The organism is Bacteroides sp. 1_1_30 (assembly GCF_020982715.1).
Lineage (GTDB): Bacteria > Bacteroidota > Bacteroidia > Bacteroidales > Bacteroidaceae > Bacteroides > Bacteroides xylanisolvens.
In genome coordinates this window covers 36319-57264 of the sequence record NZ_JAJKHN010000005.1, presented here as the reverse complement: position 1 = coordinate 57264, position 20946 = coordinate 36319, and the positions used below count along the sequence as shown (strand labels likewise).

At 38.7% G+C, this 20946-nt stretch carries 14 protein-coding genes; all 14 read right to left on the bottom strand.

Going from position 1 to position 20946, the window contains the following annotated elements; translation table 11 throughout:
- Positions 1 to 379: 379 nt before the first annotated feature.
- Positions 380 to 754, bottom strand: a complete 375-nt coding sequence (locus tag LPH68_RS02215; protein ID WP_151923284.1) for a DUF1573 domain-containing protein — start codon at positions 752 to 754, stop codon at positions 380 to 382.
- A complete protein-coding gene (locus LPH68_RS02210; RefSeq protein WP_008645512.1) occupies positions 747 to 1541 on the bottom strand; it encodes a DUF4369 domain-containing protein in 795 nt (264 codons plus the stop codon). The genes LPH68_RS02215 and LPH68_RS02210 overlap by 8 nt, the downstream gene beginning before the upstream one ends.
- A 20-nt stretch (positions 1542 to 1561) precedes the next feature.
- On the bottom strand, positions 1562 to 2263 hold the full coding sequence (locus LPH68_RS02205) for a hypothetical protein (protein ID WP_008645514.1): 702 nt from the start codon (positions 2261 to 2263) through the stop codon (positions 1562 to 1564).
- Between the two features lie 641 nt (positions 2264 to 2904).
- Positions 2905 to 3231, bottom strand: coding sequence for a DUF4251 domain-containing protein (locus tag LPH68_RS02200; protein ID WP_230296849.1), 327 nt, complete (start codon positions 3229 to 3231; stop codon positions 2905 to 2907).
- A 437-nt stretch (positions 3232 to 3668) separates the two neighbouring features.
- A complete protein-coding gene (locus tag LPH68_RS02195; RefSeq protein WP_008645522.1) occupies positions 3669 to 4394 on the bottom strand; it encodes a DUF4369 domain-containing protein in 726 nt (241 codons plus the stop codon).
- A gap of 38 nt (positions 4395 to 4432) precedes the next feature.
- Positions 4433 to 5125 (bottom strand): hypothetical protein, encoded by a 693-nt coding sequence (locus tag LPH68_RS02190; protein WP_009040119.1) that lies wholly within the window; start codon positions 5123 to 5125, stop codon positions 4433 to 4435.
- A gap of 269 nt (positions 5126 to 5394) precedes the next feature.
- Complete coding sequence (locus LPH68_RS02185; RefSeq protein WP_008645528.1) at positions 5395 to 5730, bottom strand: hypothetical protein; 336 nt, start codon at positions 5728 to 5730, stop codon at positions 5395 to 5397.
- A 30-nt stretch (positions 5731 to 5760) separates the two neighbouring features.
- On the bottom strand, positions 5761 to 7170 hold the full coding sequence (locus tag LPH68_RS02180) for a glycoside hydrolase family 28 protein (protein ID WP_178286125.1): 1410 nt from the start codon (positions 7168 to 7170) through the stop codon (positions 5761 to 5763).
- A 35-nt stretch (positions 7171 to 7205) separates the two neighbouring features.
- Entirely contained in the window at positions 7206 to 10469 is a 3264-nt protein-coding gene (locus LPH68_RS02175; protein ID WP_008645532.1) for a DUF4450 domain-containing protein, read from the bottom strand.
- Between the two features lie 16 nt (positions 10470 to 10485).
- Entirely contained in the window at positions 10486 to 12597 is a 2112-nt protein-coding gene (locus tag LPH68_RS02170) for a hypothetical protein (RefSeq protein ID WP_008645533.1), read from the bottom strand.
- Between the two features lie 121 nt (positions 12598 to 12718).
- A complete protein-coding gene (locus LPH68_RS02165) occupies positions 12719 to 14401 on the bottom strand; it encodes a hypothetical protein (RefSeq protein WP_008645534.1) in 1683 nt (560 codons plus the stop codon).
- On the bottom strand, positions 14401 to 17544 hold the full coding sequence (locus tag LPH68_RS02160; RefSeq protein ID WP_049701963.1) for a SusC/RagA family TonB-linked outer membrane protein: 3144 nt from the start codon (positions 17542 to 17544) through the stop codon (positions 14401 to 14403). Before LPH68_RS02160 ends, LPH68_RS02165 begins: the two co-directional genes overlap by 1 nt.
- 21 nt (positions 17545 to 17565) lie before the next feature.
- Positions 17566 to 19236 carry a hypothetical protein gene (locus LPH68_RS02155; protein ID WP_049701962.1) on the bottom strand — a complete coding sequence of 557 codons (1671 nt, stop codon included), beginning with the start codon at positions 19234 to 19236 and terminating at the stop codon, positions 17566 to 17568.
- 3 nt (positions 19237 to 19239) lie between these two features.
- Entirely contained in the window at positions 19240 to 20946 is a 1707-nt protein-coding gene (locus LPH68_RS02150; RefSeq protein ID WP_049701961.1) for a DUF5108 domain-containing protein, read from the bottom strand.

Genomic DNA, 20946 nt, shown 5'->3' with positions numbered 1-20946 from the left:
TCCTGTGTATTGCAATAAGCCATATAAGGCCGACAAAACTCCAACGGCAGCTAAAATGCTATTAAATGTTTCTGTAGAATTTTTTCCATTACGCATCAACACAAAAAGAATCCATCCAGATACGATGTATACACTGTGTATATATTGCGATGTAAAGAGACTGCAAACGAAAACATATCCTATAAAAACAGTAAAGGACACAAATAGAAAATCAACAGACAGTCTAATTTTTCGCTTCCAGTTCCCTATGCAAATACCTCCCCATATTACGATGCCGACAACGAAACTTATATTTTTAGGCATAAAATACCTATCCATAAACCAATCAGCCGATAAGTATAAGGTGGTGATAAGTAAAAAAGAAAACGTAAAAACATTATCACTGAATAATTGCCTTAACTTGCAGAATATAAAAGAGGGAATCTGTGTTTGCATTGATAATAATTAGTTCTTCCTTTGCCCCTGCTCCTTTTCCTTTCGGATTGAAAGAAAAATGAAGCGAGCACGATTCGTCAGGATTTAATTCATACTTCTCCACCGATGCTTGTGTACATCCACATCCAGTTTCGATCTCTCCTATCTCCAATCTGGCATTGCCTACATTGGTGATTGTAATGCTATCACGACAAATTATATCAGAACTAATTATTCCGAAATCGTGTGTATAGGAAGACAGAGATACCTCTGCCTTCCTTTTTTGATTGCAAGAAACGCAAATCAGCAGAATAACAATAAGACCAAGGATTTTACTCATTTTTTATAGTTGTTGATGATGAACTACTCGGAATAGTCTCGATGAAACGGGGCGCATTATCACGTATACTATCCAACAACGGTTTGGTCTTTTCTCTATATTCTTCTCTTTTAATAGTATAGTCCCGCCAAGCCAAAAGAATATCTCGATCGGCTTTGGGCATTCGGTCGAGAATCCGTAGATATTTTGGGAAATCAGGATCCTTTGATGCTCTTCGTCCGTTCAACAAAAAAGATAAGTGGAATCGTACGACATCTGGATATTGAGCATATTTCTCTAAGAAAAAAAGTCTACATTCGTTGGCATGTATGTATGCATCTCTGAAAGATGCACTTCTATTTTGAAGAGAACGCTCTCTATCCACTTTTTTTTGCTGTTCGATAATACATCTGTTATAATCGTCGTTAATAGGAGTACCTGATACAATACCCTTATCTGCCCAATTAGCGATACGGATATGGATATTACCAGGCTCAACTATAAAATATAAGCCCAAATCCAACATATTTCTTCCTGTTCTGGCACTAGAAAGATACGCTAAGAATGGCTTTTGTGAAAGTACACCTTCATAATGGAATTTCCCGTCAACCACCAATATACTATCAATAAATGAATGTTTCATGCGCTCATACTCTTGACCAATGGCAGAATTGTTAACTAAACGCAAATAACTATTATCCAACGAATGGTCGGGTAATTCACCCCAAATGGTGTACTTTTCTTGTCCATAAAACTGTTGAGCTATAGAAACGAATGCGATAATTAGCAATATACTACTATATTTCATTTTTATATATATTAAATTTATCATTTTTCTTTTTTACCATATGCCGCCTGACAAGCATCTTGACACCCAGTTAAATCAAAATAACAACAATCCAAACAGAAATCATGACTATCTACGCATGCCTCATATCTAGGTCCCTCTTGATATAATTTTTCCTTTGCCGGTACATTTTCAAGACATGTATTGAATATCTCATAGCAATTAGTTACACCTTGTTCCATATCACCATCACATTTTTTATTACAATTCTCAAGTGCCTCTGGATCTTCCGCTCGTGTACCAATAACAATTTTATGCATTTGATATTTTTGCCGAGCTCTTATTAATTCTAATCGGGTGACATCAACTCCCTCATAAACTTCTTGAAATATAGAAAAAATTCTATTCCGTTCGGTTCGTTCATCATATTTTAACAAAATATTCAATTGCACTCTTGCTTCCATACGAGTTTCAGAATTCAACAATTGTTTCTTAAGCTGATGATACTGTTCCTTCCCTTCTGAAGATAATTCGTTAATTGCGTTTCGCCTTCGCCTAATCCCCTTCCTTATTTCTTTTTGTAAGTTCTGATAGGCTTCCGAAGCAATAAAGAGATCAGCGGCAGTCACATCTTCTGCCTGTTGAAAGTAATCGTCAGCTTCATCCGCCTGACAACTAAGCACAGAAATACTGATTAGAAAAACTAATCCAACCATAATAAAGCCTAAATTCATTTTTTTCATAAGAACTACTTTTAGAGATTAATAATATTGAATATCTTTTTCAAGGCGATACCAAGATATTAGTAGATAATCGTTTGGCTCATTTTCCAGTTCTGTCTATATCAAATAAGATAAGGAACTGTATTTTTCCATAATATTAGTACGAATAAAAGTTTATTGCTCTTGCTGTTACAAAGGACGACATTTATAAATTTAAATACAAATTTCAACCGTATACAAATACGTATACACAGCCAATGTATATGCGTTTTTTAAAGACCAAGGATTTTACTCATTTTTTACAGTTGTTGATGATGAACTACTCGGAATAGTCTCGATGAAACGAGGTGGATCACCGATCAAACTATCTAATATTATTCTGCTCTTCCTTTTAAATTCTCGTTCTTTTATAATATAATCCCACCACGACAAAAAAGCATCTCGATCCGCTTGGGGCATTGAATTAATAATGCGTAGATATTGAGAGAGTTCAGATTCCCTAATCGCGAATTATCTGGAAATTCACCTTGAATCGTGTATTTCTCTTGTCCGTAAAATAGTTGGGCTATAGATACAAACATTAATATGAATAGATATTTTCTCATGATAATAATTTAAGTGTTACAGAGACTCCGTTTCTTCTCTTCACATATTTAATTCTCCTAAAAAATGATACTTTTCCCCTGCTGCAAGGTGATATAAATGCTCGCACTTCCATTGGAATATACCTTAATATAAAAGTTGCAATTACCTATTGTTGTATTTGCAGAAAACTTGATGTGAGCATTTTTCTTTTTATCTATATCCACAGTATATTTTTTCAAAGGAGCCTGAAAGTAAAGTTCTGCTCCTCTCCTGTATGGTATATCAGCTTGACCGAGATAAAAAAGATCAGAAAAAATTGAATCATTTTTAATTTCTATTGAATAATCAGACTCATTCAATAATATAGGATCTTTATATGGAAGAATGCAAGTACCTACATTTATCTTGTAGACTTTTGATGTAATAATCTTTCCGACAACTTCCGCCTTTTGTTTTTTTTGTTCTTTTTTGCTTTGGGGCAGAAAGAATCGGAATTTCTACCAGCATTGTCAAAAATAGAACAAGAATTTGCTTTTTTACTTTCATATTAGATTATAACTTAAATATGGATGTATAAAAAGCCTAATGAAATACGGTTATAGGACACATACCATTGCTACTCTCACAATTGCCTATTCCGATTTGCAAATAATCATCATTCGATTGACAACTAAGCATAGATATAGCTATTAAAAAGGTTAACACAACCATATTCAAGAAAGCTTTGCTTTTTTTCATAAAACTATTTTTAAGGTAGTAACATATAGGGCACTTATTCTCCCGCTGATTGTCAATTTCATAATCAAAAACACGTCATACAAATCACAATAAGACTAAAATTCTACTTATTTTTCATCGTTGTTGATGATGAATTACTCGGAATAGTCTCGATGAAACGAGGAGCATTGTTACGTATACTGTCCAATAATGGTTTGGTCTTTTTTTCATATTCATACTTTTTAATAGTATAGTCCAGCCAAGCCAAAAGAATATCCCGATCTGCTTTAGGCATTCGGTCGAGAATCTGTAGATATTTTGGAAAATTAGGATCCCTTGACATTCTTCGTCCGTTCAATAAAAAAGATAAGTGGAATCGTACGACATCCGGGTATTGGGCATATTTTTCTAAAAAAAGTAATTGATTTTCCATACTTCTCTTTGTGCCAATCATATAGGTACTGTAATCTTCATTAATAGGAGTACCTGATACCACACCCTCATCTGCCCAATTAGCGATGCGGATATGAATATTACCAGGCTCAACTATAAAATACAGGCCCAAATCCAACATATTTCTTCCTGTCCTTGCACTAGAAAGATACGCTAAGAATGGCTTTTGTGAAAGTACACCTTCATAATGGAATTTCCCATCAACCACCAATATACTATCAATAAATAAATGTTTAATTCGTTCTTTTTCTTGACTAAGAGCTGAACTATTAGTCAAACGCAAATAACTATCATCTAACGAATGGTCGGGTAATTCACCCTGAATGGTATATTTTCCTTGACCGTAAAATAGCTGGGCTATAGATACGAAAATAAAAATGAATAGATATTTTTTCATTATTACGACTATTAAATATTAACTCTTACAATTAAAATTTATTCCTCATCTGGATAGCTTTTATCACAACTTTTTTTACAATTTTCTTCCTCCCTTTGTGCAGCCGATATACAGGCATCTCTTACTTTTACCCAGAATTTATAGCTTTCACCATCTGGAAATTCACTAGCAGGTAAATCTTTAATATTCTCGTTAAAATGGTTATGACATGCAATTATATCTTCTTTAGTCGTTTCATCACAATCATTCTTGCATTTTTCACGTAATTCTGCATTGGTATCTGTTCGTGTAATCACAACTTTACACATTCGACTTTTTTGTCGTGCCCTCATCAACTCTAATTTAGTAAAATTTACATCTTTAAAAACGTCCCTGACCAAGGAAGAAATACGATCACGGTTAGCTTGATAATCATATCCTGTCAGAATCTTTAATTGAGTAATTGCTTCTGTACGAGTCTCAACATTAAGCATACCTTTTCGGAGTAAACGATATTGTTCCAAGTCTTCTTTAGACAATTTAGAGATTGCGTTTCGTTCTCTTCTCATGTCCTTTCCTATTTCTTTTTCCAAGTTCTGATAAGCTTCCGAAGCAATAAAAAGATCAGCAGCAGTCACATCTACTGCCTGTTGAGAGTATTCGTCAGTTTCATCCGTCTGACAACTAAGTACTAAAATACTGATTAGAAAGGCTAATCCAATCATAACAAAGCCAAAATTCCACTTTTTCATAAGAATTACTTTTAGAGATTACTAATTTTGAATATCTTTTTCAAAGCAATATCATATATTTGTAAAAATTGTATAATTCACTTCCAATTCCATCTATATCACATAAGATAAGGAGCTGCATTTTTCCATATTATTAGTACGAATAAGAATTTATCGTTCTTGTTGTAACAAAGGACGACATTTATAAATTGGAATACAAATTTCAACCGTATACAAATGCGTATACACAGCCAATGTATACGCATTTAAATATGTTTTTTAAAGAAAGATTATTCTAAACGTAATGATTTAATAAAATCGGTAATAGATTCACAAGAAACATTCATTTTCTTTTTCAATCTACTACGGCGTATCCGAAAAGAACTTCCTAGAATATGGAACAACTCTGAAATCTGCGCATTACTAAAATCGATACGTAACAAAAGAATGATATGTATATCATCTTCAGAAAGTACAGGGTAATAACGTCTCAACTTATAGATAAAACCATCCTGATGAAGATTTATCCAGAATTCTAACTTATTCCAATTACAATCACTTATTGCTGATAAAGATGTAACATAAATTTGTACGTCATAGACAGTCTTCCATTCTTCTTCATTCATAGCTGGATTTTTATCTATTACAATTATGCCCTATTTCACCAATTCACCATTGATATAAAGGTTTTTGAAAGTAATATCTTTCGCCCCTTTAATATCATTTGCTCCTTTGGCTACATTATTAAAGTGAGAATCCTCTACACTGATATTATATACATGTTTATCATCCTCCAATCCGATAATAAGCACACCTAATTTACTCTTCTCACAAGTTACATTCTTCAAATGCACATTACGGACAATCGGGTCAAACCCTCTCTTACATTTCTCCCGATTCTCATATTGCAGATTGATGCGAAGTACAGCTTCACGACATTGTCCTACCGTTACATTGCGCACATATACATTTTCTATAAGTCCTCCACGGCAAGTGCTCGTCTTAATACGAATGACACGATCCAGATTCGGGCTATCCATCCGGCAGTCTTCTACAAACAAGTTACGGTAACCACCGGAAATCTCACTGCCGATCACTACTCCTCCATGTCCATTTCTCATCATGCAACCACGTACGATAATGTTCTCACTGGGAATATTCCATTTACGCCCGTCTTCATTACGTCCTGATTTAATGGCAATACAATCATCACCCGTGTCAAATGTACAATTCTCTATCAACACATTCTTACAAGATTCAGGATCACATCCGTCTCCGTTAGGTCCACGATTGAAAACAGTCACTCCGCTAACAATCAAGCTCTCGCAGAAAAGAGGATGAATCACCCAAAATGGAGAGTTTAACAAAGTAACACCTTCAATCAAGATGGTGTGGCAGGAATGTAAGTTCAATAGCTGCGGACGCATACCATCTTCCGGCTTCATCAGACGCTTGTAGACAGGAGTCGATGTTTCACCATACATCAACAGACGTTCACGACCTCCATTGCGTTGAGCCACCATGCCTTCTTTCCAACCATACTTTACGGCCCCACACATCGGCCACCAAGTTTCCATGCTACCTTGTCCGTCAATAATACCTTTTCCTGTTATGGCAATATTGCTTTCACCATAAGCATAAATCAAGGGGTGAGCGTTATAGCAATCAATTCCTTCCCAACGGGTTAAAACTGCAGGAAAATAAAGGCTTTGATCTGTAGAGAATTTCAAAACAGCTCCCTCTTCGAGATGGAAATTCACATTGCTCTTTAGAGTAATAGGTCCGGTATAAAAAGTGCCTTTAGGAACAATTACTGTGCCACCTCCTGACAGACTGCACTGTAAAATAGCCTGATTAATGGCTTCATGGCAAGGATTAGCCTCATCATCCGTTTTTGCTCCAAAATCAGTTATAAGAAATGTTCGTTTCGGAAAAGAGGTCCGTTTAATCTGTTTTTCGATACGGGCGCTTTCTTTAAATGCTTTATCAAAATCAACAGTATTCGCAGATGTTACCTCTGCCACAAAAAGCAACATCAGTAGTAAATTAATAGTTCTTCTCATCATAATTCTTATCCTTTTATTAATATGTTATTTTTATTTTATTGCAATGTAACTCCCATCAGACCGATAACAACATCGTTTGAAAGTGTTTCCAACGTCAGATGACTTAACTCTTTGGAAGGATTCAGAGGCATGTCCAAAAGTACACCTGCTCCCCCCTCGATGGAACGTCCATAAACACCCTTTATGCCTAAGTCCTTTCCCAAGTCATTGCTAACCAAACCCGTCTTAAAATGAATGCGATAAGGACGGGGAGAAACAACGGTGAATGCCTGACCATCAACATAGAAATCCTGTTCAATAGGACACCAGTTATCCGGATTCACTAATTCCAATACATCAGAAGTTCCATCTGTATAGTATACACGAACAATACCATTAGCAATGCGACACTGCATGTGGTTGGTACTGCCTGCCATCATTAAATAGGCATGAGAAGCCCGACCGGAAAGCGGAATACTCAAACTGTCGGGATAATTATCCCACAACGAAGTAAAAGCAATATTGCTTCCTTGAGCCAATGTTCGGAATGGCACACCCAGTTTGGTAGTCAGCATCTCATCACGTACCAAGGCACGCAAACCTGCATCATCAATATCAGCAGTTAATTTGGGATGGCACCACTCGCCAATGCCCTGAACAGGAAGTTGCAAAGTGGTATAAGGCGAACGGGGTGTCAGATACTCATTCCGGAAAATATCAGTCACATTCGCATTGAACAAAGAATCCATATTCATCACCCGGCACTCTGACGTATTCACCTGTGAGAAAGGAAGAATGACTGATGTTTTTTCCGATTTCGTAATCTGTACGTTTACAGGCTGCCACCATTCCATCTGTCCTTGTTTCATGCGAACAAAGAATGTATGATGCCCCAAATGATCATTGACCTTACTTCTTATAGATGTATCACTAACATTCGGTTGTATCAGCACTCCCTGCGGATCATATATTTCACCGAATACCGCCCCTAAAATGGATGGAACACGGATCTCCGCTAAAGCCTCCGCCTGTATTTCAGGCAAAACCGGATTCAGACAGTTTCCTTTCCACACAATTTCGACAATTGCTTTTTGGGCAGAAGAAGCAGGAATAACAACCACCGGATAACCAGAAGCAGCTTCCGCAAAGCTCCAGTCAACTTCTTTCCCATTTACTTTCACAGAATGAATCCTTTCTCTTCCGACATTCACTTGTAATGTCAATGCCAAAGGCGCCTTAAAACGTTGCTCTATCCGGTAAATATCCGTATCATTCTCCCTGACAAAGTGATAGGTTATGTCAGGCAAAGAAATAGAAGCTTTTAACCATCCTGCGGGAAATCCCGGACGAATCACCATCTTCCCGTTCAATACATCGGGTAAAATGCCATACAATCCTTGTACCAGTAATCGGGAAGCTACCCCTATCGGATCTCCAAAGTCACGATAACACTCTCCACGGGCAGCATCATAAAAGCTGACTTGCCCCAAATTGCCGGGACTGTTACCTAAGTACATACCATCCAGAAATGAACTTTTCATCAATCGATATGCCTCCTCCGGACGTCCTGCCTGGAAATAGGCCAAAGCTGTATGCATTACCTCTGCGAAAGCCACATTATTGATACTCCAGGAATAAGGTAACCAATTGGTAGTGGCAATCGTTGCATACCCCTCTTCCAGTCCATCGGCATACACGGGGATATGTGGTATTTCCGTATCAACATACCGTGTAGCCTGATAAGCTTGAAAAGGATCAGCAACGTCGCTATCGAGTGCATGGTATATAGTCCATAATCCCGGACTTTCGTGAAGCCGGCGATGTCCCATAAAATCCTGATATTCCGCCCAACAACCTTTGCCCTGCATCCAAAGACGCTTATTCATCGCTTTCAATATTTGCTCGGCTTCGTTCTGATAAGGTGAAGGGTCTTCGCCTATCAAAGAAGCAAGAAAAGCTGCCATTTTATTGGCACGGTAGTTATAAGCCGACGAATGGGTGACTGCGCCACTGTTGTAGTAAAGCGCATCACTTGCCCAAATACAAGCGTATGCATCATATAAACCATCATTGTCCGGATCATAATTTAATTTTTCCCAAGCTAGATGGCGGGTAATCACAGGCCACATTTTGCGGACATACGCAGTATCTCCCGTCCAGTTGAAGTGCCATAACAATTCATCCATGTAACAAAGATTCATGTCATAGTGGTGCATCTGGTTGTTACGTCCAGGATTCCGGCAAATATACCCATTACTATATTGAGGAGTTCCCCAACGTTTTTCCGAACGCGCCAGATTCATTGTAGAATCCTGTGCCGGATGAGGTATTGTATTCGGGACATCAGTCACCTGACTGGCTGCATAAGCATCAAAATGAGTCCGTGCCCGGTCATGCCAACCTAAAGCATCACCGGTATATCCGGCCCTCCACCCACTTAACGGCATACGCCAGCCAATAGCACCGTGCAACCAAACCTGTCCGTCCCAAATTCCATCGGCAGCTGCGACCAATGCACCACCCAACGTGTTCAAATAAGGGTCCGGCGTTTCTATCTTCAAATGAGAAGCCAATACCAAAGAGGCTGCCTCCGCTTGTTGATAAAGTTTACGGACATTATAGCCTTCGGAAACCTCCCCACGTACCAAGTATACTTCTTTCTGCAAAGAAAGTTCACCTGTGACAAGGTCAGTCGCTTCGGCAGGAAGTTCGAAGCAATCAGCCGGGTCTACCCCCATATCTCCATTACGACTCAAACGTTTTCCGGTAGCTCCCCCATGTTGCCAACGAAGTATAGCTCCTTTAGGCATATTCGAAGGAGAAAAACGCCAAATAGCTCCATCCATATCGGCTAATGCCAATACAGAAATACGCAGTTCTCCTTTTCCCCAAGACGGGTCTGTCAAATAATAGGTACGTTTTCCAGCCGAATAACGGGATTCACAATGCCCGGTGCAGTCAAGCGCCAATTCTGTTCCGTCACGAAGAATGACTTTGAAACTTATATTTCCTCCGCGTCCGTTATTATAAAAAGCAAAAACCGGCCGGTCACTTGTTTCTACCCGAAAGGGACTGTGACTACCGTACAAAGCACGGGTATACCGATTCTTACCATTGACACAAACAAACTCATCACCATCGGGACGATATTGCAACGTCCTTTTTGTACCTCGCAGATGTTCATTCAAGGAGATGGATTCTTTAAAGTCACCGATCTGCTTTGCCTCTCTTTGAGCATTTAATGGCATCGCCGACAACATCAAGAGGCAACAAACAGTCAGCTTTCCTTGTAAAATAAGATTCAGATGAAAATAACTCATATTTTTTTGTGTTTGATTATGGTAATGGCTTCAATCCTTCCCAACGGACATTCCAAGTTCCATCTTTCGGAAATCCCGGATTAGTCTCCGTACATCCGTCCCAACCGGCACACATCATCGCAATAGCAGTCAGCAAGCCGCCATTACCCGGTAAATAAATACGTAAACGACCGTCCTGATAATTATGACCATTCGGCAAGTATGTGTTTGTACGTTTGTCCATCAGTAAAGCTCCGACGGCCTTTTCCGGTTCACCCAAACGGGCAGCATTCATAGCCGTCATCGGATAATCCCATCCCCAGGTTTTACCCCAATTCCAGTTATCCCAAATCCAGTGCAATGTATTTTTCATATAATCTTCCCGGATAAGTTTATTCATCGGAAGAATACCGACTGCACCTAATACTGCCATGTGGTCGGAAGTATAACGAATATCTTTATAAGTATCTATGGCTGTTTCAGCAGCCAGATAAAGTCCTTCATTATTAGATGCTAAAGGGGAAAGTTTATCGATCATTTCATCCCATTCCAAACTGCGTTGCTGTCCCATACGTTCACGCCATTGTTGGGCGGTCTGCATGGCAAAATGCCAGTAAGAAAGTTCAAAAGGAGGATTAACTGTTTCTGCAGCACGCAACGTTTCTTGTGCAGGAATGGCACCTTTCAATATGTAACGTCCTTCCAGTTCATCGTATGTAGCAAAAGAGTACATAAATTCTGCAGTCTCCTGTACCAAACGATTATATTTCTCCAATACTTCTTTAGTCGGATCAGCACGATAAAGTAATTCTGCCAAATAAATTAAATGAGGTTGTTGCCAAATCAGAAAACTTCCTACTTTGGAAGGGGCTTCTGTTCCTGAAGGATCGGTCATTTTCATCCAGCGAACACCATCAAACCCTTGTCTTTGAGCTATTTGACGCGCTATCGGTTCAGCCTTTTCATACCAGCCTAATGTACGGTCAAGTAAGTTGCTACGATTCCAAAGAGCAAATTGAGCCTCGTGCCACCAGATCATTTCAAGATGGAATTTGCCAAACCACGAATTATAGGTAAGCCCCGTCTCTTGCGGAGGAGTAGTACCTGCGCTCTGAATAGCAAGCAAATATTGGCTAAGTACCACACGTCGTTCCAGTTCTTTGGCCCGTGGGTCTGTACATGCCGAAAAGTCAACAGCTGCACCTTCCTTCCAAAACGAATTCCAATAGTTTTTTGCTTCTTCTTGAGTTTGTGCTACAGTAACAGGCTGCATTGAAGGAGCTGTACTAGTAAAAGCACATGCAAAAGCTAAATGATCGTCCATCGGAGTCAGGACAAAATAATGTTTTGCTTTCTCATTGAAAGTAGCCTTCCCTTCCCAATACAAAGTTACGAAATACTCTATGCTATCTAAAGTATGTTTCAAAACTGCGGAAGATTCATTTTGAGTAACAATAGTCGTTGTATGTTTATCAACGGCTTCCCAATTACATGCATCATCACAATGAGCGCCCGTAGGATACGGAAAGCGAAAACAAATCCCGGTATGCGCCTTAGAGGTAATATTTGCAGCAATCATATCATTAGAAGGATGGCAGACTGTCTCTACTTGATAATCTTCACCGTTTAATTTAAACCGACTTTCGATTTTTCCATCCCACAAGCAAAGTTTCTGATGAACATCAGTTACCTGTTCAATATCCGTACCTTCCTCCACGTCAAAACCGACAATTCCTAAATGAAGACGATGCGGATTGACACGAAACCAATTAGCGGCATCCTGCTGTCTGCCTTCTTCTTTGAATTGAGTAGCGTAAAGTTCTTTCTTTCCCCTGCCAAAATCGTATTCTTTCAGGGTTTCTTCCGAAGTAAGCCGGTCCGGATTGGCGAAGCTATGCCAACCCCACTGGCTCTGCGTTCCCAACGGAACTCCTTTTTTATAATTGTCCGGAAACGTCTGTAATCCGGTTATGTCTACCGTATAAGCAAACTCTCCATTTCCTACAGAAAGTGAAGCTAATGAATCGAATGCCGTCACAACAGGACTATTCCTTTCTACTAATGCCTCGCGGTCAATTATCGGCTGATTTCCATCTCCGCAAGCTGTCCAAATAAAAAGTGCTGCAATAGATACTGCGAATGTTTTCATGATTCTTTATTATTGTTATTTACAAAAGTATTTATTTTTGAAACAAATGACGCGGATTCTCATTCAAAAACCCGCGTCACTCCACCCTAATAATCCAATCCAAAGGATGATTTGAGGATCTTTATTTTAAATTCCATTTGATAAAATAGTCTCCATTCATTATTTTGGAACGAATGTCTTCAGCATTGCCGGTAGTTTCGTACTTTTCCGAAATATACTTCGCCATGAAACTATTATCATTATAACGTTTTGCCATACGAATCATAGCCGGATAAACTTTTCCTTCGCATGCCATTTCCAGCATCATTTCTTTCAATATTTCTTCGTCATTGTTTTGCTTATCGGAGGTAAAGGTACGTGATCCTAAACCACTATAACTTACTTCCGTTCCACGAATCCCCTTGTCACCATATTTACGGCTAGCGATTCCTGAAGTTCCATTTGAATAATTGTATACGGTACTAGCATTTGTCCAATGAGGGGTAAACCCATACCAGTTACCAGAATAAGTTCCTTCTTCATTAACGTCGAATTCACTAATATACCCACTAACACCAACATTAATTAAAGCGTCTATTACCGCTCTTCTACCCAACTGATTGAAAGCTTCCGCCAACATGAAATAGAGGTCTGCCCCTCGATAAGTATACACAAATACGTCATCACGATAAGCAGCACGCAAAGGACTGGAAATCGGACGAAATTTACAAACCACCCATTTTCCATTGTAATCATAAACCGTACGATCCATTCGGAAATCTTTGGTTTGATTACCCAGCGGATCGAATTCATTGTCTTTGAAACGTTCAACTGCCACTTCGGCCGGTGCTAACCAATATTTATTCGGATAATCAGAATCGAAATGTTTCAACAGATTGTTCGTCTGTCTGTTTTGATAGTCATACATGATTGCTGATGCAGATTCATAATCATACGGTGTCTCATTATTAAAAAAATTATTATAATGACTGAACAACATATCATTACGTAAAAAAGCAATAGATTGATTGTTGGTCTTTTCATACATACTATTCATTTTGTTAAGTATCATATTGATACACTGCTGGTATCTACCTAACCACAAGCAAATCTCTGCATATAAAGCATAATAAGGCGGAGTCATCATATCCCAACGACGATATTCACTGTTCGCTAATTCTGTGTCCGGATCTACCCAGTCTTTCCAAGCCGTTTCATAAGTTCCATCAATGTTATCAAAACCAATATCCAACAAATTCTTACAAGCAACCATTGTTTCATCAAGATTCAACACGTCAAACTTTGACAAGTCTCTTAATGAAGTCATCGGTTTATCCACCCAAACTACCTCTCCATAGATTTTGGCAATTGTCATAAACATCCATGTCTTAACACGTAGCGTACTGCTGACCAACGCCTTGTAATGGCTTTCGTTAATAGAATTATTTTCTTCGTATGTTTTCAATTTTCGAAGATAATCGTTGCAAGCATTAATCACTTCGTAAAATCCGGAAGGATCTGCATACGAATTACCACTCAAATCATCATCATAATTATACAAGTTATAGAGTTCAGTGGGTGCCGTTGCAGTCGGCACCACCATTTCTCCACGAAGTTCATTCAGATAAATCACCTTGTCTCCAATAGCTTGCATTTTAGTCATAATACCAATGTAACCGGAGTACATCTCACTTTCTTCCGATATATAATCCTCATTATCGAGTGTAACATCCGTATCGGGATTAAAGAAATCATCACATCCTCCCAATAAGGTAGCCGCTAGAATGAAAGCGACATTTAATAATATTTTTTTCATCTTCATCATTAGAATTTCAAGTTAATACCCAATTTGACAGATTTCGGTTGCATTACTTTCGCATAATCAAATCCTTGTATTGCACTATTACCGGACGAGTAAGCAAATTCCGGATCCAGTCCCAAGTATTTAGTAGCAGTAAGCAGATTTTCTCCTGTCACATACAGTGTGCCGGAACGGAAGAACTTCCAAACTGGCTTATCAAAACTATAGCTTAACGTAACACTCTTCATGCGCAAATAAGAAGCGTCTTCAATCCAGCGAGAAGAAAATTTGTTATTGCCAATAGCGTCTCCATAATTGGCACGCGGAATATTGGTCACTTGTCCTTCCACACTCCAACGATTGGCTACAGCAACACTTTGGTTGGAAAAAGATGAAGCTGATTCCAGTGTCTGCCTTACTGCATTGTAAGCTTCGTTTCCTTTTGAATATGAGAACTCAGCAGCTAAAGCAAACTGTTTGTAACGGATGTTGGTGTAAAATCCTCCAAAATAATCAGGAGTAGCACTACCCAAAGATACATAATCTTTAGAATCGATCCGACCATCATTATTCTGATCTACATAACGTACATCACCGGCACGGTATGGCTGATTACTACTGTTCAGCAATGCTGCCTCTTCTGCCTCCGACTGAGTGGAGTAAACACCCGTTGCCTGAAGTCCGTAAAACTCATATGGATTACCTCCTACTCGACTCACCAACATGGAACCGTCTTCATATTCAATTACTTCTTGTTCCTTGCCACCTAACGACTTGATTTTGCTTTCCATAAAAGAAATGTTACCTCCGACAATCCATTCAAAATCACGCAGGCGAACAAGTGAAGCCTGTAAAGAAAGCTCTACTCCATTATTGTCAATCTTACTGACGTTTGCATAATAAGCAGACGTACCATAAACTGCAGATTTACTAATGTTCATAATAACATCTTTACTTCTTCCACGATAGTAATCAACCCCTACGTTAATACGATTTCTTAAAATGCTTGCGTCCAAACTCAAGTTCATTTGTGAAGTTACTTCAGGTTTCAAGTGTGTATTCGGAATTTGTGTACGCAAAATACCTGACACTGCCATATATGGCGAACTACTATAATACGACTTTCCGTAATTAGAAGAAAAACGACTGTTTCCCATCAGACTATATTCCGCACGAATATCCAGACGATTTATCCAATCTTTATCAATCAGGAAAGACATGTTTTTCATCATCCAGGTGGCACTACCTGACGGATATACCTGGAAATGATTTGTATATCTTCCGTTGGCAGAAGAACCGTCAATTGCCATATTGAATGCAGTATTCAGAACATTATTATAAGTATAGTCGACATGAGCATAGATATTCGCCCAGTTCCATTTGTTCTGATAACCATCGAAATAACGACCAACAGCATTTGCAGATCCCAACACCTGATAGAAATCATTAGTAGTGTTACGGGCATATGCTCCGTCATATTCCTGCAAAGTAGTCATTGCCTGGAATCCTGCCATAACGTTCAGTGCATGACGGCTGTTGAACAACTTGTTGTAGCGCGCATTTAAATTATAAAAGTAGTTAGTGGCTTCCGCTACACCTTCTCGTATCGTATTTTCTTCTGTACCATATGAGTCGGTGATAGGAACAATGGTAAGATCCGTACGTCCCGGAACAAAAATGTGTTCTTTATTGTAATTATAATACAACCCAAACACACCACCAAGAGAAAATCCGGGAAACATTTTATAATTGAAACCAGCTTTGATATTGACGTCATACTGCCGACTTCTCGCATCTAATGTATTAACAATAGCCAGCGGATTACTTACGGCATAAGCCATATTCTCGCTAATTCCATAATAATAGGTAGAATAAACCGGAGTAAATATTCCATTATCAGATTTTTGGTAAGGGGCCAGCAACGGAGACTGTGCATAAGCAGTGAGTAACGGATTGGTACGCATATTCATTCCTTGTTCCTGATAATTGCCATTGATATATGCCAATCCGACAGTAGCATAGACTTCAAAATTCTTACTCACCAAGAAGTTTCCGTTCAACTGGGTATGGTAGCGATTCTGCTGGGTACTTTTCAATATTCCATCTTCTTTAGAGTACCCCAAAGATAAATCATATTTAGCGATAGCATCACCACCTTCTACCCGAAACAGATTCTCCGTTACGAATCCTCTCCGGTAGATTTCATCCTGCCAGTTCGTATTGTTATTGTAGTAGTTAGCATATTTGCTGTTATTAGGATCACTCATAAAAGGAAATTCAGTAAAGAACTCATCCATATTACCGAAATAACTCATACCCATATCCGACAAATACGAACGGTAGTTGATTCCGTTTAATAATGGCATACGCTTATTATTCCAATTGATACCAAATTGTCCATAGTAACTGATTTCCGTATTCATGTTGTCCGAATTAGCACCATCTGTCTCAATCAGAATAACGCCATTAGCACCCATAGAACCATATAAAGCAGCCTCTGCACCTTTCAAAATTGTAATATTCTGAATATCCTGCAGATTGTAAGCTTGGAAAATATTACGGCTCAATCCGTTAATCAACGGAGAATCATTCACGTCCGGTATATGAGGTATACCATTAATAACAACTAACGGAGCATTGTTACCCACAAACGAACGTACTCCACGGAAATTGAGATAACTTCCCTCTCCAGGCATACCGCTACCACGAGTTACCTGCAAACCGGCAATTTGTCCAGCCAAAGCACGGTCTATCTTCATGCCGGCAGGCACAAAGTCTTTTTTGGCAATATTCTCAGCGGAAGTAGTAACACCGTTTGTCTCAATACGGAAAGGCAACACCGTTGTCTCATTATACTTGTACTCCGATTCGGGAATCAGAATAATAGACATCTCCTTACGGTTATTTACCGCCTGAAACACTGTATAATACCCGGCAGCCCAAACAGAAATATTGGCTTTCTGCGGATCCTTGCATTGAATTTGAAATACTCCATTTTTGTCCGTAGTGACATCTTCACTTCCGGTGACAGAGATTACCGCACCCTCAATCGGAATATTCAGGGTAGATAATATTTTACCGCTTATTTTGCCTTGTTCCTGTGCATACAGATTAGCTGCGAACAGGCAAATTAACAGGGCGAAAAATAAAACTTGTATCTTTTTCATGTTGTCTTTATTTTCATAAGATTAATAACAGTCCTTAGTTGGTCTTAGGCACCAATGATATAACGATGCGTGTTTCAAGTTGCTTCCAGAGCCTTTAAAGCGGATCACAATTTCAGAAGCTTTATCACCTGGAATAGTAACTGTGCCTACAGTACCACCGTCACGATCGTATTTTGCTTTATCTTTAAATCCTTGTTTAACAGCTTCATCTATATTTTCCGGGTATCCCCCTTCTTTACCACGGTCGTAATGGAGAGCAGAATTGTTGTTTAATTTAGACTGTGAAAAAGTACCAACTTGAATTTCCTCTCCATCTTTGAAAATTGAAAAATCAATCGCTCCCAAGTCTTTAGCTTGCCGGAATCCCATAGCAAACGTGTAAGTTCCAGGTGGAATTTTGTATGAAGTAGCGACATAATCTTTTCCTACCATTTCACCTCTAAACGGGGTATAGTCCAGCGTATAATTTTTATTTTCCAAATCTGTCAGAGTAAAATAAAGTACCCTATATCCTATCTTGGGAAATCCTAATGCCGGCCATCCATTTATAGTTGCTTCGTCTGTTTCACTGATCTTTTCAAATGAAAGATTCGTAGTGTTGAAATACTTTTCTTTATCACTTGCGCTCAGATATTCATAGTTTCTGAAAAGTTCCTTAAGACGGTAAATCAATACGTTAGTCGGTATTTTCATTTTTGTGACACGGTAAGCCGTTCCGTTACTCATAGGAATCGGATTTTCAAGGTCTACTTCCTGTACAGTAGTACGCCATTGTTTATCAAACACAGAAGTCAGATCTTCGTTTGTTTCAAAATCTTCCTTGCTATAAACGCTGTTAAAAAAAGCAGCTTGGAACACCCAATTCTCCAAGATGCTGTCTGCGCGTACCATATTCCAATCAGCCAAATTTTTCCGTGCGGTACTCAAGGCCTGATTCACCACATCATTGGAAGGGAGCAACATAGTAGCAGTGAGATTCTCAGACATGATGTTGAATTTTCTATTCTCGAAATAAGGAGCTTTGACGGTAAATACAGAATCATACACAGTATTTCCTGTCTTATCTACTCCTATCACCGTACTTGCATTTTTATCAAATGTCAAGACATAACGTGATCTGACCATATTACGAAAAATAGAATAATCGTCTCCCAAATTCTCAATAATTTCATACAGACTTCTCGGAGACTCTACAGCCTGATCCAATAAATACAAATATCCATTGGTTAGCTTAATAACTTTAGTAACATTTGCATTGTTGAAACGAACACCGGCAACTGCTCTAGTCTCAGGAGAAGTGGTAGAAATATTTAGATACTTACCACTCCACATCAAAATACGCTGTCCGTCTTCCAAATTAGAAGGAGAGATGGATGCATCAGAAATATAGGTTTGAGCAGTATATATAGGATCATCCCCTGCTGCAATACCTGATTCTACAGCTAGAATAGTGTACATCTGTTCTTTCTCCAATAGTTGCTCCACCATACCTGTTTTGTTAAACAATTGGTACATATCGCTCAATGAAGGCTCCTGAGCCAAATAATCGGTAATGGTTGCATTAACTACAGAAATCTCCGTATTATTCACCTTACTGGTATCTTGGGCATAATGCTCATCCCATGTGTCGGTACAACTACTCCCTATCAATCCGATTAGAGCAATGCCAAATATATATTTTCTTGCTTTCATAATTTATTCGTCAAATATAGGTTCAAATAATAAGTAATCAATAAGTATACGATAGTTGGGGTCTTTACTTGCAGCAGGGTCATTCATCACTAATCGGAAAGTGTGAGTAGAAGTCTCTGTAAATTCCAGTTCAGAATAAAGCACATAGGAATAACATCCTAATGTTTTAGAAGGAACTGTCGTATAAGGAGCGCATGTAACAGAGTTTTCTCCATCAAAGCTGAAAATCATTTTCCCTCCGTTACTGCCGCCTGTACTGGTTCTTATAAATTCCATGGAAGTGGCGTAACCAAATCGTAATGTCACTTTGTACTTTCCTTTAATAATAGATGGCGTTTGCATGGAAACCCAACCTGTATTACCCAAGTTTAACATCAGGAAATCCATATTATTTGCAGTATTCCATCCATTATTGGTTCGGGTAGTAAAATAAGTGACATTGTAATAACTACCATAAGTTCCAGAAGGATTATTAAGGCTATATTCATAACAATTGAGACCTGAAACATCACACTTTTTCTCTGCTGTACCAAAAGATTCTTGGAATTTGATCCCATCTTCTCCGTTACCAGCCGCTATCCAATCGCCAATAATAGAATAATTGCATACGTCAAACAAAACAGTTTCCGGTTCGGCTTCCGCCACAGGCAAGTAAGAAGAAACTTGATGAATATAACCATTTTTAGCTTGTAAATTACAATAGTCTTCTACAAAACAAGCTCGATTCTCATCCCTGTAGTTCAAATAGAATATCTTGTCTTCTTTGCTGATTCTTATCACGCTTCCAGCATTCAGTGTATTCCATATTTTGGAGGTTGCGTCCGGTGTATCAAAGCTACGTAATTTACTCAAATCATAGCTTCCATCCAAAACATGATAAGCTACATATTGATACAATACATTCTCTGGATTAGTATAATCACTGCCTGCTCCTAACAGTTGTACCAAGTCTTGCAAACTGTTGACACCTGCTTCCTTGAATACATCGTCCGATACTGCCAACAATGTATAATTGCGTTTCTGCTGAGTGGTCTGACCCAAATCATCTACTATATCATCATATATAACATCTAATTCCGCACCCACTCCTGTAGCATCCATTGCAGATTTCAGAATTGTGTAGGGACGTCCGCTTTCAGATATACGAGCATATACACTTTCTGTAAGTGGCGTCAGCGTATTTTCCAATACATATACATAACCGTTAGATACCTTATTTGCAAACTCTATTACATGAGCTTCATTATTCAGGTAAACAGACTGCATACCACCACCTCCAACTTCCGCACTTCCGAAAGATACCATCAAGACATCATCAGAAACGGTCCTTTTTGCTAATGCCCCTTCCTTCTCTATAAAAATTTCCTGACTAATGGTATCCTGTACTATGTGATAGGACACTAGGCTACGTGCATACTCTGTACCCAAATCTTCAATGGAAGAAACTCCCTTTCGATTATAAAATTCTTTTACAGCAGCATTATTAGGTACAAAAAGTGTAAAAGACTGTGTTGCCTGATTTACAGCATTGTACAAGTCTGCATACTTCATAATGTGAATCCATTCGGAAAAGTCGTCTGACCTGTTGGACAAATAAGTTCCTGCAGGCTGCATATCGAAAACAACATATGTATCTCCGTCATACGGATCATTGCAAGCTGCACATAAAATAATGAACAGCATCCAGTATATTTTTTTCATTTTTTTCAT

Excerpts from the sequence above, each read along its gene's own strand:
- LPH68_RS02205 (WP_008645514.1), bottom strand. The coding sequence starts at position 2,263 with ATGAAAAAAATGAATTTAGGCTTTATTATGGTTGGATTAGTTTTTCTA.
- LPH68_RS02215 (WP_151923284.1), bottom strand. The coding sequence starts at position 754 with ATGAGTAAAATCCTTGGTCTTATTGTTATTCTGCTGATTTGCGTTTCT.
- LPH68_RS02170 (WP_008645533.1), bottom strand. The coding sequence starts at position 12,597 with ATGAAAACATTCGCAGTATCTATTGCAGCACTTTTTATTTGGACAGCT.
- LPH68_RS02210 (WP_008645512.1), bottom strand. The coding sequence starts at position 1,541 with ATGAAATATAGTAGTATATTGCTAATTATCGCATTCGTTTCTATAGCT.
- LPH68_RS02150 (WP_049701961.1), bottom strand. The coding sequence starts at position 20,946 with ATGAAAAAAATGAAAAAAATATACTGGATGCTGTTCATTATTTTATGT.
- LPH68_RS02175 (WP_008645532.1), bottom strand. The coding sequence starts at position 10,469 with ATGAGTTATTTTCATCTGAATCTTATTTTACAAGGAAAGCTGACTGTT.
- LPH68_RS02195 (WP_008645522.1), bottom strand. The coding sequence starts at position 4,394 with ATGAAAAAATATCTATTCATTTTTATTTTCGTATCTATAGCCCAGCTA.
- LPH68_RS02160 (WP_049701963.1), bottom strand. The coding sequence starts at position 17,544 with ATGAAAAAGATACAAGTTTTATTTTTCGCCCTGTTAATTTGCCTGTTC.
- LPH68_RS02165 (WP_008645534.1), bottom strand. The coding sequence starts at position 14,401 with ATGATGAAGATGAAAAAAATATTATTAAATGTCGCTTTCATTCTAGCG.
- LPH68_RS02185 (WP_008645528.1), bottom strand. The coding sequence starts at position 5,730 with ATGAATGAAGAAGAATGGAAGACTGTCTATGACGTACAAATTTATGTT.
- LPH68_RS02155 (WP_049701962.1), bottom strand. The coding sequence starts at position 19,236 with ATGAAAGCAAGAAAATATATATTTGGCATTGCTCTAATCGGATTGATA.
- LPH68_RS02190 (WP_009040119.1), bottom strand. The coding sequence starts at position 5,125 with ATGAAAAAGTGGAATTTTGGCTTTGTTATGATTGGATTAGCCTTTCTA.
- LPH68_RS02180 (WP_178286125.1), bottom strand. The coding sequence starts at position 7,170 with ATGATGAGAAGAACTATTAATTTACTACTGATGTTGCTTTTTGTGGCA.